The following is a 13206-nucleotide window of genomic DNA, read 5'->3' as shown; positions in this document are numbered from 1 at the left end:
GGCCCCGTGACCGGCCCGGCGGGGTCGGCCAGACTGGCGCCATGAACACCGACGTCCAGCGGGACGACTTCCGCAGCCGCACCCGGCAGGCAGTGCTGGCCGCCGTGCGGGGCCTGGTGCTGGCCCTGGCGATGCCGCCGGTGACGGTGCTGTGCTTCGCCCTCACCGTCATATCCCTCGAACTCCTCCCGCTCGGCCTCGGCCTGTTCCTGGTGCCCCCGGTGCTCGGCGCGGTACGCAGGTACGCCGAGGCGCGGCGCGGGCTCGCCGCGGAGTGGGGCGGGGTGGTGATCCTGGTGGTCTACCGGCCCGTTCCGCCGGGAGCGGGCCCGTGGACGCGCACGGTCACCATGCTCGGGGACCCGCAGACCTGGCGGGATGTCCGGTGGCTGCTGACCGACATGACCGCCGGCCTGGTCACCGCGCTGCTCCCGGCCGTGCTGCTGTTCTTCCCGGTGCAGGGATTCCTGGTGGCGGCCGGACTGTGGCGGGCGTACGTACAGGGTCCGGGCGACACCTACTGGTACGCCTTCGTACCGGTCACCGGGCAGGCGACCGCGCTGCTCGCCGCCGTCCTCGCCGCCGCGCTGCTGGTGGTCGCCCACCGTTTCACCCCGGGGCTGCTCACCGCGCACTTCCGGCTCACCCGGGCCGCCCTCGGCGGTGGCCGCGGCGATCTCACCGAGCGGGTGCGGGTGCTGACCGAGACCCGGCGGGACGCGGTGGACACCTCGGCCGCCGAGCTGCGCCGGATCGAACGGGACCTGCACGACGGCGCCCAGGCCCGGCTGGTGGCCATGGGCATGGACCTCGGGACCGTCGAGACGCTGATCGAGCGGGACCCGGCGGCGGCGAAGAAGCTGATCGCGCAGGCCCGCCGGAACTCCGCCGAGGCCCTGGAGGAGCTGCGCGACCTGGTCCGCGGCATCCATCCGCCGGTCCTCGCCGAGCGCGGACTCGGCGACGCGGTACGGGCGTTGGCGCTGCGGCTGCCGCTGCCGGCCGAGGTGAGCGTGGAGCTGTCCGGCCGGGCGGAGGCGCCGGTGGAGTCGGCCGCCTACTTCGCGGTCAACGAGGTCCTCACCAACGCCGTCAAGCACTCCGGCGCCGACCGGGTCCACGTCGATGTGCACCACACCGACGGCCGGCTGCGGCTCATGGTCACCGACGACGGCCGGGGCGGGGCCGTGGTCCGGGCCGGCTCGGGGCTCGCGGGCATCGAGCGCCGGCTCGGTACATTCGACGGAGTCCTGGCCGTCAGCAGCCCCGCGGGCGGTCCCACCATGGTGACCATGGAGATCCCGTGCGTGTTGTCCTAGCCGAAGACCTGTTCCTGCTGCGCGACGGGCTGGTGCGGATGCTCGAGGCGCACGGCTTCGAGATCGCCGCGGCCGTCGAGTCCGGCCCGGAACTCTCCAGGGCCTTGGAGGAGTTGACGCCGGACGTGGCCGTGGTGGACGTACGCCTGCCGCCCACGCACACCGACGAGGGCCTGCAGTGCGCGCTCGCCGCCCGCCGGGCCCGGCCCGGACTGCCGGTGCTGGTGCTCTCCCAGCACGTGGAGCAGCTGTACGCGCGCGAGCTGCTCGCCGACGGCGACGGCGGGATCGGTTACCTGCTGAAGGACCGGGTGTTCGACGCGGCGCAGTTCGTGGACGCCGTACGACGGGTGGCGGCGGGCGGTACGGCCATGGACCCGCAGGTGATCCGGCAGTTGCTGACCCGGCGCTCCGCCGCCGGCCGGCCGCTCGCCCGGCTCACCCCGCGCGAGCGGGAGGTGCTGGAGCTGATGGCCCAGGGCCGGTCCAACGCGGGCATCGCGGCGCACCTGGTGGTGACGGAACGCGCGATCGCCAAGCACACCTCCAACATCTTCGCCAAGCTCGGCCTGGAGGTCTCCGACGACGACAACCGGCGCGTCCTCGCGGTGCTCGCCCATCTGGACCGCGACCGCTGACCCGCCGGCTCCGCCCATCCACGGGTGAATGCGCGGGAGCAGTGAACACCTTGGGGGCGGCGTCCGTATGGATGGGCGCCGCTTCACTCCTGTCGGGCGCCTCGATGCCGCCCCACAAGGAAGTCAGAGGAGTTCCATGGGACGCAACACACGAAAACGCCGTACGCCGCCGGCCGTCAAGGCCATAGCCGTATCGGCGGCCCTAGCGCTCGGCGGGGGCGGGTTGCTCTGGGCCAACTTCCACGCCTCGGCGCACGAGTCGGAGCACCGGACGTGGGGAGGCAGCCGGACCAAGGCCGCGACCGCGCAGGTGGTGACCGTCTCCTGCCCGGACGTCGGCCAGAAGCTGACGAACGTGCCGAACGCGGCCCGGCAGGGCGTGGCGACGGAACTGGCCGCTCTGGACCGGCAGATCACCGAGGCGTACGCCCGGCTCGCCTCGACCCGCGACGCGCAGGCGAAGGACCCCGGCTTCGTGCGGAACGCGATCGTCGGGCCCCTCGGCGAGAAGCGGGCGGCGACGATCGACCGCATCCGGATCGGCATCCAGCGGGCCGGCGGTTCCTTCGACGACGCGCTGAGGCAGCTCGCCTCCTGCACGGCCCGCAGCGCCGACCAGACCACCGCGGGCGGCGCGCAGCAGAACGGCGGCGGGCAGCAGAACGGCGGTCAGCAGGGAGGCGGCATCGGCGGGCAGGCCGGCAACGGTCCCGTCGCGGCCGACTTCGTGGACATCACCAAGGTCGCGCCGAACGTCCAGGGCAGGCCCCGCCGGACCGGCAACGCCTCGACCGGCACGTTCACCACCCGCTGCGGGGTGAACGCCAACAAGAACCACAACACCGACAACGTGATCGTGGCGCCCGGTGTCACCAACGGCGCGCACCACCTGCACGACTACGTCGGCAACCAGAAGGTCAACGCCTTCTCCAGCAACCAGACGTTCCTCCAGGGCGGCACCAGCTGCCGCAACCGCGACGACCTGTCCTCGTACTACTGGCCGGTGGTCCGCGTCCAGGACGGCACCCGGGACTTCGACCAGAACGCCGACGGCGGCGGCAAGGAGGGCAACGCCGGCCGGATCCTGACCCCGGTCCAGGCCGACATCACGTACGTGGGCAGCCCGGCGGCCAAGGTCGTCGCGATGCCCCGGTTCCTGCGCATCATCACCGGTGACGCCAAGACCACCACCAACGGCCTCGCCAACGCCAACGCGCACTGGAGCTGCACCGGCTTCGAGAACAAGGTGCAGCTCACCGAGCAGTACCCGATCTGCCCGCAGGGCAGCAAGGTGGTGCGCTCCTTCGCCTTCCAGAGCTGCTGGGACGGGCAGAACACCGACAGCGCCAACCACCGCGCGCACGTGGCCTTCGCCGACCCGGCCAGCGGTGTCTGCCCGAACGGCTTCAAGGCGATCCCGCAGCTGACCATGCGGCTCGTCTACGCCGTCACCCCACCGGTGATCCGCAACGGCCAGGTGCGGAACGCCTACGCGGTGGACGGCTTCCCCGAGCAGCTGCACAAGCCGGCCACGGACCACGACGACTTCATCAGCGTCACCCGGAACGGGCTGGCCGGCAAAATCGCCGACTGCCTCAACCGCGGTCAGAACTGCGCGTGACCCCCGGCGCGGGCGGCTGACCGAAGGCCGGTGACGACCCCCACCGTCACCGGCCTCCGTCCTGCCCGGCGCCGCGTCAGCCGCCGTGCGCGTGATGGTCGGCGCCCGCCTCCAGCTCACCGCCGAGCGTGCCGCGCAACGCCCTGACCACCCCGTCGTCGCCGACGGCCACCCACTTGCGGCCGACCAGGTAGTGGCCGCCGTAGTCCTTCGCGTCGTCGATCCACTCGCGCTGGCCCCGGTCGGTGGCGAACGTGGCGAGGACGAACCGCCCTTTTCCGGTGCGGCAGATGGCCTGGCGGATCTCGTCGGCGTCGGTCTGCACGTCCGGCGCGCACCGCACCTCGGCGGCCAGCTGCTCCAGGCTGCCGGTCGCGGTGGGCGGCGGCCGGCCGGTGTCCCCGTCCGAGCCGCAGCCCGCCAGCGCGAGCAGCACCGCCACGACGGGCGCACATCGCGTCACCCTCATCTGTCCCTCCGGTCCTGGTGTGCCGGGCAGGCCCCGGCCCCTTCGGATACGGCTCCCGGGCCCGGTGCGCTCAAATCCGGTGACCGGAGGGGCACGCGCGTGCGAAGGTGGCGCGGTGAACCAAGACTGGGAAGACCGCGTGACCGCCGCCTGGGCCACCTTCGACGACTATCCGGAAAAGCGCGCGCACGAGTTCCGCGCGCTGATCGACGACCTCGTCGCCGAGCTGCCCGACGACAGCCCGCTCGGCCCCTTCGAGCAGGCGTGCGCCTGGGACTCGACCGGGCACTCCGACAAGGCGGTGCCGCTGTACCGGGAGGCGCTGGCCCGCGGCCTGGCCGGCTACAAGGGCCGCCGGGCCAAGATCCAGCTGTCCAGCTCGCTGCGGAACACCGGGCACCCGGAGGCGGGCGTCGAACTGCTCACTCCCGAACTGAACGCGCCGTCCGACGAGTTGGACGACGCGGTCCGGGCGACACTCGCCCTGTGCCTGTCCGGTCTCGGCCGCGACCGCGAGGGACTGTCCCTGGTGCTCGGCGCGCTCGCCCCGCATCTGCCGCGCTACCAGCGGTCGATGGCCAACTACGCGCGCGCTCTGGTCGACGCGGAGGCCTGAACCGGCCGCCCGGCGGTGACCGACCTCCGGCTCGCTCGTTCTTCCGGACGTGCAGTCACAGGATGTCTCCCAGCGCCACGCCCCAACCGCCGGTACCGGCCCGGTCGACGCCGAGCAGGCCGAGGCCGCGTTCGTCGAGCACTACCCCCGGCTGGTCCGGCTCGCCTATCTCCTGCTGCCCCCGGGCCTCGGCCGCGGCCGCCGCGTGCTGACCGCACACGCCCTCGCCCAGCGCGCCCTGCCCCGGGGCCGCACGAAGCCGTCCCTGATCCCGGCCCAGGGCGCGGGCCGGGGGGACGACCCCGAGTACGCGTATCTGCGCGAGCGGGTGCTGCGCGCGGCCCTGACGGCGGCCCGTCCCCGCAAGGGCCTGCCCCGCCTCGCCCCGCTGCCGCAGGTGTGGGGACTGAAGCTGTTCCCGCGCTCCGGCGGCGCCGACGCGCTCGCCCTGGACCAGCGGCTCGCCACCCTGTCCGCCCCGGCCCGTGCCGCCTATGTGCTGCGCGGGCTGGAGCAGTTGCCCGACGCGGACGTCCGCGAGCTGCTGAAGGCGGCCGGCGTGTCCGACCCGGGCGGCGCGCTGGCCTCGGCCAACGGAGTGCCCGCGCACCCGGGGCTGCTCTCCTCTCCCGAGTTCGACCCGTGCACGCTCCAGGTCCGGCCCACCGATCTGGTGCGCCGCCGCCAGCACGCCAAGGCCGCCCTCGCCGCCGCCGCCGCGCTCGCGGTGTGCGGCGCGCTGGTGGTCCTGCCGGGCGGCGGCTGGGGCCCCGACGGCGCCGCCGCGCCCGCGTACGCCGGGAACCCCGCCGCCGAGGCCGCCCTCGACCCCGGCAGGCTGACCCGCGTCTCCCCGACCGCCTGGCGGACCGCGGACCGCACCGACTTCTCCGTGTGGCCCGCGCGCGGCCCGCTCACCGGCGACCGGGACCTGCTGCGCCGCGCCCTGGCCGTGTGGGCCCGCCCCGGCCGGAGCGTCCGGGTCTCGGCGACTCCCGGCACCCCGACCGGCGGCCCGGCCGGCCCGCCGCAGCTGCTGTACGCGGGCGAGGTCGACGCCGCCCGGGTGGTGCTCCTCTACGACGGCCTGCGCGTCGCCCGCTACGCCGAGCCGAAGGAGGGCACCCAGGGCGCGGCCCTGGACTTCGCCCGGGTCGACGGCGCGACGGGCCCCGGGGCGAGCGCGCTGGTGCTGGGCCGCTCCGACGGCAACGTCCGCTATCTGACCGCTCCCTGGGTGACGAAGGCGGCGCGGCGGGACCTGACGAAGCCGGACGCCGCCGCCATCCCGCTCGGCCTCGCCGACGGCGTGACCGAGCCGCTGGCCAGCCCCGTCGTCCAGCCCGGCGACTGCGCCTCGTGGACCGTGCTCCAGCTGACCGACGCCTCCGGCACACACCTGGGCACCGACCTCGGCGAACTGGTCCCGGCCCGGCTCACGGCCGGCCGGCCCGGCGCGGCCGGGGACGCGTCCGGTGCGCGGGGGCTGCGCACCTGGGCGCCGTTCGCCTGCTCGCTGGCGGCCGAGCGCGCGGCGGGCGTCCGCAGCGTGAACGCCTGGGCGTACGCCGAGCAGCCGCTGCCCGACGGCAGTGGGGCCGGTACCTGGGTGTGCACCCGGGCGGAGACCTGGCGCGGCGACGGTACGGCGGCGCTGGCCCAGTTCCGGGCGCCGGGCGGGGCGGCCGGGGCCGTCGTCGCCAAGGGCACGGACGTCCCGGCCTGCGGGCCGCGTGATCCTCGGGTGCTGGCCGGGGTGCTGTGGAAGTCGGCGGGCGGGCACTGGTACCTGCTGGCGGCGGGCGGCAAGGACACGGCGTCGATCGAGGCGACGGGCGGGGTCACCGCGTCCGGGCCGGGACCGCTGCTGGTGGCGCGGGCCGAGCAGGGGGCGCGGGCCGAGCTGAAGGGCGTGTCGGCGGACGGACGGGAGATCAGCGGCCTGCGCTAGCCGGCGGCGGCGTCGACAAGTGGGGTGCGGGGGGTTCTCAGCCGCGCTACCCGTCAGTACATTGACGCCATGTCTAATACGCAGGCCCGGGTGCCGCTCAAGGCACGCGACGTGTCCTTCTCCTGGGACGGCACACCGCTGCACTGGGTGCCGGGAGATCCCTTCACCACGCACACCATCAATGTGCTGCACCTGCTGCTGCCCGCCGGGGAGCGCTGGTTCGTGCGGGTGTACCAGCAGGCGCTGCCGCTGATCCGGGACGACCGGCTCCGCGAGGACGTGATCGGCTTCATCGGGCAGGAGGCCGTGCACTCCGAGGCGCACGACGGGGTGCTGCCGCGCCTGCGGGAGCTGGGGCTCGACCCGACGCCGTACACCGCGCAGGTCGACTGGTTCTTCGAGAAGCTGCTCGGCGACCGGACCCTGCCGCCGGGCCGGCCGCGCCGGTGGTGGCTGCTGGAGCGGGTCGCGCTGATCGCGGCCATCGAGCACTACACGGCGTTCCTCGGGAACTGGGTGCTGAACGCCGGGGAGCTGGACCGGCGCGGCGCCGACCCGACCATGCTGGACCTGCTGCGCTGGCACGGCGCGGAGGAGGTGGAGCACCGCTCGGTCGCCTTCGAGCTGTTCACGCACCTCGACGGAAGCTACCGCCGGCGGGTCCGGACCTGGGCCGCCGCCTTCACGGCGCTGGTGTTCCTGTGGCAGCGCGGGACGCGGTTCTTCATGGAGAACGATCCGCTCCTCACCGACGGCAAGGCCGGCTTCAAGGACTTCCACGACCGGGGCCGGCGGGGCCTGCTGCCCGGGACCGGGGACATGCTGCGCTCCATACCCCGCTATCTGAGCCGCGCCTATCACCCCTCGCAGGAAGGCGACACCGAGCAGGCCCTCGCCTACCTGGCCGCCTCTCCCGCGGCCCGGGCGGCCGAGCGGAGGACCGCGTGACGCCGGGGCCGCGCACCGCCGCGATCGTCGCGGGCGCCACGGCCGCCGCCCTGCTCACCCGGCGGGCCCTGCGCCGCCGGGTGCGGGTCTCGCCGCTGTGGCCGCTGCCCGCCCTGGACCCGCCCGTCTCCGGCCGGCCTCGCCGGCGGTCCCTGCGGCTGCTGCTCACCGCGCACGAGACCGTCGCCGACGGGGTCGTACGGCTGCGTCTGGAGGGCCGCGACCTGCCGCGCTGGGAGCCGGGCGCGCATGTCGACCTGGTGCTGCCGTCGGGGCTCGTCCGGCAGTACTCGCTGTGCGGGGACCCGGGGGACACCTCCGCCTACACCCTCGCCGCCCGGCTCGTGGCGGACGGCCGTGGCGGTTCCCGCGAGGTGCACGAGCGGCTCGCCGAGGGCATGGAGCTGGAGGTACGGGGGCCCAGGAATCGTTTTCCCCTGGTCACCGCGCCCGCCTACGTCTTCGTCGCCGGCGGCATCGGCATCACCCCGGTCCTGCCCATGCTGCGGGCCCTGCCGGACGGCGCCGAGTGGCGGCTGCTGTACGGCGGGCGGACACGGGCCTCGATGCCGTTCCTGGAGGAGGTGGCGAGGCTCGCCGGCGACCGGCTGACGGTCGTCGCCGAGGACGAGGACGGCCGGCCGGACCTGGCCGCGCTGTTCGCGGACACGGCCGAGGGCACGGCGGTGTACTGCTGCGGTCCCGAGGGCCTGATGGCGGCCGTCGCCGAAGCACTGCCTCCGGCCGCCACCCTGCACCTGGAGCGGTTCGCGCCGCACACCGGGGCCGGCGGCGACAGCGGGTTCGAGGTGGAACTGCGCCGCAGCGGGCGGACGGTGGCGGTCCCGGCCGGCTCCAGCGTGCTGGCCGCCGTACGCCGGGAGCTGCCCGGCACCGCCTACTCCTGCGAGCAGGGCTTCTGCGGCACCTGTCGGCAGACGGTGCTGGAGGGCGAGGTCGAGCACCGGGACGAGCTGCTGACGGACGCCGAACGGCACGACTCGATGCTGATCTGCGTGTCCCGGGCCAGAAGCGGCCGGCTGGTGCTCGACATGTGATCTCCGGCGGCCGAATCCGCTCGGTAAGGTGTTCGTATGAGTACCGGGGTTCGCCGCAGGATGGGCGTCGAGGAACGTCGGCAGCAGCTGATCGGCGTCGCCCTGGAGCTGTTCAGCCGACGCTCGCCCGACGAGGTCTCCATCGACGAGATAGCCACGGCGGCGGGCATCTCGCGCCCACTGGTGTACCACTACTTCCCGGGCAAACTCAGCCTGTACGAGGCCGCGTTGAAGCGGGCGTCGGATGATCTGGCGAGCCGCTTCGACGAGCCGCGCGAGGGCCCGCTCGGCGCCCGGCTGCTGCGGGTGATGGGGCGGTACTTCGACTTCGTGGACGAGCACGGCCCCGGTTTCTCGGCGCTGCTGCGCGGCGGCCCGGCGGTCGGCTCGTCGGCGACCAACGCGCTCATCGACTCCGTACGGCAGGCCGCCTATGACCAGATCCTGTCGCACCTGGGCGTGACCGAGGCGTCCCCGCGGCTGGAGCTGGTGGTCCGCTCCTGGATCTCGCTCGCGGAGTCCACGGCCCTGATCTGGCTGGAGGGCCGGCGGGTGCCGCGTGCCGAGCTGGAGGTCCAGCTCGTGCACGACTTCGCCGCGCTGGCCGCCGTCAGCGCCGCCCACGACGCGGACATGGCCGAGCTGCTGCGCTCCATGGTGAAGGACGAGCCGGCCGACGGCCCCTTCGCGGAGCTGGCCGGCCGGCTCATCGCCCTCGGGTCCTGAGCGGGCCAGGGCCTGTCCGACCGTTCGCGTCGTCGCCCGAAAGGGCGGCCGCGCGGCGTCAGGTGCGTGCTCTCGGCGTGCCGGCTCCAGGCCCTCGTACCGGACGTACTCGGGTCCGGGGCCGGTGCGGCGAGAGTGCGTGCACGGCGTCGCGCGGCAGACGGGAATGGTCAGACAGGCCCTAGCTCTCGAACCCGCGGTAGGACGGGTCGAGGTCCCGGACCTCGGCGGAGGCGTGCAGGGTGAACGCCCCGCCCGTCACGTGCTTGCGGAGCAGTTCCAGGGCCGCTTCCGTCAGCCGTGCCTTCGTCTCGTCGGTGCGTCCGGCGAGCAGCCCCAGCGTCACGTGCACGACGGCGTGCCCGCGCGCCCCGGGCTCCTCGTACCCGAACGCCGTGAGCGCGCTCGGCCGGAACTGCGTCTTGCAGCCTCCCGGCCTCGCCGCCGCGATCTCCACGGCGGCCTCGTGCAGTGCCCGCGCGAAGCCCTCGCGATCGAAGGCGTCCTCCATGAGGTCGGAGTAGTCGACTGTGATCTGCGGCATGCGCACTCCCGTTCTACGGCAACGGCCTCACCCTAGTCCTCGCGCACCGCCGGGTACGGCGCCCGGCCGGCGCGGCCGTCTCGGTACCGCGGCGGGTGACTCCTCAGCAGCTCGGCTTGCCGGCGTACAGGGCCAGGGCGGTGTCCGGGCCCAGGGTGGCGGTGAACTGTCCGCTGGAGTTCACGGTCACCGGGGTGTTGTGCTGGACGTCGCAGTACGTACCGGCGGGCAGGGAGGTCTGGTAGGTGCGGGTCATGCCGCTCTGCTCGTGGTTGATCGCCACGTAGCCCTTGGTGCCGCGGCCGAAGGCGATCCAGTTGCCGCCGTTGTCCCACCAGTTCGTGACCGCCTGGCCCCGGGTCGCGTTGCGGAAGGCCACCATGGACCTGATCTCCGGCCAGGCGTGCTGGCACTTCCAGCCGTTCTGCCAGCAGGCGTCGACCCGGCCGCCGTTCGGCGGTCCGGCGTCGGCGTCCGACCACTCGTAGCCGGAGTTGACGTCGGGGGCGCCGTAGGGCCAGGCCAGCATGAAGACGTTGGCCAAAGTGTAGTTCGCGCCGCTCTTGTAGTTGAGCGTGCTGCCGTTGCGTTCGGTGTCGTGGTTGTCCACGAAGACGCCCGCGACGGAGCTGTTCAGATAGCCCCAGCCCTCGCCGTAGTTCTTCAGGTACGCGAGCTTCTCGCCGGTGAAGACGCGCTTGAGGTCGTAGGCGTAGCGGAACTCCTGGACGTCTCCGTTGCCGGTGTACTCGGCGGACTGGACGGCCTCGCCGGCGCCGTGGACGACCTCCTGCTTCCAGTACACGGACGGGTCGGTCAGCCGGCTCTTGACGTTCGCCAGGTCGGCGGCGGGGATGTGCTTGGCCGCGTCGATCCGGAAGCCGTCCACGCCGAGGCTCAGCAGGTCGTTCAGATAGCCGGCGATCGTCTTGCGGACGTACTCCTCGCCGGTGTCGAGGTCGGCCAGGCCGACGAGTTCGCAGTGCTGGACGTTCCAGCGGTCGGAGTAGTCGGACACCTGGGCGGTGCAGTCGTCGACGTCGTAGGAGGAGTACAGGCCCGGGTAGTCGTACTTGGTGTACGGCGAGCCGCCGGTGCCGGTGCCCGAACCCGCCGCCATGTGGTTGACGACGGCGTCGGCGACGACCTTCACGCCGGCCGCGTGGCAGGTGTCCACCATGTTCCGGAACGCCGCGCGGTCGCCGAGCCGGCCGGCGATCCGGTACGACACCGGCTGGTACGACGTCCACCACTGCGCGCCCTGTATGTGCTCGGCGGGCGGGGAGACCTGGACGTATCCGTAGCCGGCGGGGCCGAGCGCGGTGGTGCACTCCTTGGCCACGGAGGCGTAGTTCCACTCGAAGAGGACGGCGGTGACGTCCTTGGTGCCGGGCGGAGCGGCCTCGGCGCTGGCCGGGGTCATGCCGAACAAGGCGGCGGCGGTGAGGGCGACCGCCGTGGGGAGCGTGCTGCGTGCCATGCGGAGTCCTTCGACGGTGAAGGCGACAGGGACGGCCGGACGCTTGCTGCAATCTTTCAGCAAGCTTGCGTGACGCGGAGGCCAGGGGCCCGCCGCACGGAAGGCGGCGGGCCGTGGTGAGGTTGATGCAAGAACTTCCGGACGGGGTGTCAGTCGGCGGTGGTCCACCAGACGGTGGTGTCGGCGGGGACCTTCGTCTCACCGTCCGCCTCGGTCACCTCGCCGCTGGAGAGCAGGACACGGCCGTGGGACGGGACCGTCACGGACTTTCCGGTGGTGTTGGCCGCGCACACGAACCCGCCGCGCCGGAAGGCGAGGACGCCCTCGGGGGCGCGCAGCCACTCCACGGACTCGCCCGCGCCCAGGTCCGGGTGCGCGCGGCGGGTCCGCAGCGCCGCCCGGTACAGCTCCAGCGTGGAGCCGGGCGCGCCGGTCTGCGCCTCCACGCTCAGCTCGGCCCAGGCCGGCGGCTGGGGCAGCCAGCTGCCGCCGCCGCCGAAGCCGTAGGAGGAGCCCGTACGGGTCCACGGGATCGGCACCCGGCAGCCGTCGCGGAAGCCGTCCTGACCGGCGCCCCGGAAGTACGCCGGGTCCTGGCGCACCTCGTCGGGCAGGTCCACGACGTCCGGAAGGCCCAGTTCCTCGCCTTGGTAGAGGTAGGCCGAGCCGGGCAGGGCGAGCATCAGCAGGGTGGCGGCGCGGGCGCGGCGCAGGCCCAGCTCGCGGTCGCCGGCCGAGCGGATCTGGGTGCCGAGGCCGGGCGGGTTGGCGAAGCGGGTGGCGTGCCGGGTGACGTCGTGGTTGGACAGCACCCAGGTGGCCGGGGCGCCGACCGGACGCATCGCGTCCAGCGTGCGGTCGATGACCGTCCGCAGCTCCTCCGCGTCCCAGGCGGTCGCCAGGTACTGGAAGTTGAACGCCTGGTGGAGTTCGTCGGGGCGGACGTAGTTGGCGGTGCGCTCGACGGTCGGGGTCCACGCCTCGGCGACGAAGATGCGTTCGCCCGAGTACTCGTCCAGGATGCGGCGCCACTGGCGGTAGACGGCGTGCACGCCGTCCTGGTCGAAGAACGGCATGACGTCGTTGCCCAGCAGTCTGACCTGGTCGTGCGAGCCGAGGTCGGGCAGGCCCTCGGCCTTGACCAGGCCGTGCGCGACGTCGATGCGGAAGCCGTCCACGCCCATGTCCAGCCAGAAGCGCAGGATGGAGCGGAACTCGTCGCCGACGGCCGGGTGCTCCCAGTTGAAGTCGGGCTGCTCGGGAGCGAACAGGTGCAGGTACCACTCGCCGTCCGGCACCCGCGTCCAGGCCGGGCCGCCGAAGATGGACTCCCAGTCGTTGGGCGGAAGTTCGCCGTTCTCTCCCTTGCCGGGGCGGAAGTGGTAGCGCTCGCGCAGCGGGGAGCCGGGGCCCTCGGCCAGGGCGCGCTTGAACCACTCGTGCTGGTCGGAGGAGTGGTTGGGGACCAGGTCCACGATGACGCGCAGGCCGTGCGCGTGGGCGTCGCGGATCAGCGCGTCGGCGTCCAGCAGAGAGCCGAACATCGGGTCGACCTCGCGGTAGTCGGCGACGTCGTAGCCGGCGTCGGCCTGCGGGGAGGCGTAGAAGGGGCTGAGCCACACCGCGTCGACGCCGAGGTCGCGCAGGTACGGCAGGCGGGAGCGTACGCCCGCCAGGTCGCCCATGCCGTCGCCGTTGCCGTCGGCGAAACTGCGCGGGTAGACCTGGTAGATGACCGCGTCCCGCCACCAGTCGCGGCGGTCGGCGACGGTGACGAGGCGGCGGGCCGGTGCGGCGGAGTGCTGCTGGCTCATGACGTCCTTGATACGTGACGGG

Annotated in this window: 12 protein-coding genes; 8 read left to right on the top strand and 4 right to left on the bottom strand. The window is 73.6% G+C overall.

The genetic code is table 11. The annotated features are described in order from the left end of the window. The first annotated feature begins 41 nt into the window (after positions 1 to 41). From SCK26_RS26840 to SCK26_RS26830, 3 genes are all read left to right on the top strand, one after another. Entirely contained in the window at positions 42 to 1319 is a 1278-nt protein-coding gene (locus SCK26_RS26840) for a sensor histidine kinase (protein ID WP_318203900.1), read from the top strand. Further along, positions 1304 to 1957, top strand: a complete 654-nt coding sequence (locus SCK26_RS26835; protein ID WP_318203899.1) for a response regulator transcription factor — start codon at positions 1304 to 1306, stop codon at positions 1955 to 1957. The genes SCK26_RS26840 and SCK26_RS26835 overlap by 16 nt, the downstream gene beginning before the upstream one ends. Before the next feature lie 136 nt (positions 1958 to 2093). Beyond that, the gene (locus tag SCK26_RS26830; protein ID WP_318203898.1) at positions 2094 to 3578 is read left to right on the top strand and encodes a DUF1996 domain-containing protein; all 1485 of its coding nucleotides are present in this window, start codon (positions 2094 to 2096) and stop codon (positions 3576 to 3578) included. 76 nt (positions 3579 to 3654) lie between these two features. On the opposite strand, the gene SCK26_RS26825 is transcribed toward SCK26_RS26830, so the two are convergent. Further along, positions 3655 to 4047 carry a hypothetical protein gene (locus SCK26_RS26825; RefSeq protein WP_318203897.1) on the bottom strand — a complete coding sequence of 131 codons (393 nt, stop codon included), beginning with the start codon at positions 4045 to 4047 and terminating at the stop codon, positions 3655 to 3657. Positions 4048 to 4162: 115 nt separating this feature from the next. Between SCK26_RS26825 and SCK26_RS26820 the strand changes: the two genes are divergently transcribed. The 5 genes from SCK26_RS26820 (at position 4163) to SCK26_RS26800 (ending at position 9346) form a co-directional block, all read left to right on the top strand. After that, positions 4163 to 4663 (top strand): tetratricopeptide repeat protein, encoded by a 501-nt coding sequence (locus SCK26_RS26820; protein WP_318203896.1) that lies wholly within the window; start codon positions 4163 to 4165, stop codon positions 4661 to 4663. Positions 4664 to 4712: 49 nt separating this feature from the next. Further along, positions 4713 to 6614, top strand: coding sequence for a hypothetical protein (locus SCK26_RS26815; protein ID WP_318203895.1), 1902 nt, complete (start codon positions 4713 to 4715; stop codon positions 6612 to 6614). A gap of 69 nt (positions 6615 to 6683) precedes the next feature. Then, on the top strand, positions 6684 to 7562 hold the full coding sequence (locus SCK26_RS26810) for a metal-dependent hydrolase (protein WP_318203894.1): 879 nt from the start codon (positions 6684 to 6686) through the stop codon (positions 7560 to 7562). Then, positions 7559 to 8620 carry a PDR/VanB family oxidoreductase gene (locus SCK26_RS26805; protein ID WP_318203893.1) on the top strand — a complete coding sequence of 354 codons (1062 nt, stop codon included), beginning with the start codon at positions 7559 to 7561 and terminating at the stop codon, positions 8618 to 8620. The genes SCK26_RS26810 and SCK26_RS26805 overlap by 4 nt, the downstream gene beginning before the upstream one ends. A gap of 36 nt (positions 8621 to 8656) precedes the next feature. Further along, entirely contained in the window at positions 8657 to 9346 is a 690-nt protein-coding gene (locus tag SCK26_RS26800) for a TetR/AcrR family transcriptional regulator (protein ID WP_318203892.1), read from the top strand. A 181-nt stretch (positions 9347 to 9527) separates the two neighbouring features. Here the strand turns inward: SCK26_RS26800 and SCK26_RS26795 are convergent, their stop codons facing one another. The 3 genes from SCK26_RS26795 to SCK26_RS26785 all read right to left on the bottom strand — a co-directional run bounded on the left by SCK26_RS26795 (position 9528) and on the right by SCK26_RS26785 (position 13184). Then, positions 9528 to 9890 carry a 5-carboxymethyl-2-hydroxymuconate Delta-isomerase gene (locus SCK26_RS26795; protein WP_318203891.1) on the bottom strand — a complete coding sequence of 121 codons (363 nt, stop codon included), beginning with the start codon at positions 9888 to 9890 and terminating at the stop codon, positions 9528 to 9530. Positions 9891 to 9993: 103 nt separating this feature from the next. Further along, complete coding sequence (locus SCK26_RS26790; RefSeq protein WP_318203890.1) at positions 9994 to 11370, bottom strand: alpha-amylase family protein; 1377 nt, start codon at positions 11368 to 11370, stop codon at positions 9994 to 9996. 149 nt (positions 11371 to 11519) lie between these two features. Beyond that, complete coding sequence (locus SCK26_RS26785; RefSeq protein ID WP_318203889.1) at positions 11520 to 13184, bottom strand: glycoside hydrolase family 13 protein; 1665 nt, start codon at positions 13182 to 13184, stop codon at positions 11520 to 11522. Between the last annotated feature and the right edge of the window lie 22 nt (positions 13185 to 13206).

This window comes from Streptomyces sp. SCL15-4, from assembly GCF_033366695.1.
GTDB lineage: Bacteria > Actinomycetota > Actinomycetes > Streptomycetales > Streptomycetaceae > Streptomyces.
Note: the sequence above shows the minus strand (reverse complement) of the source record. Positions and strands in the feature narration are given on the sequence as shown.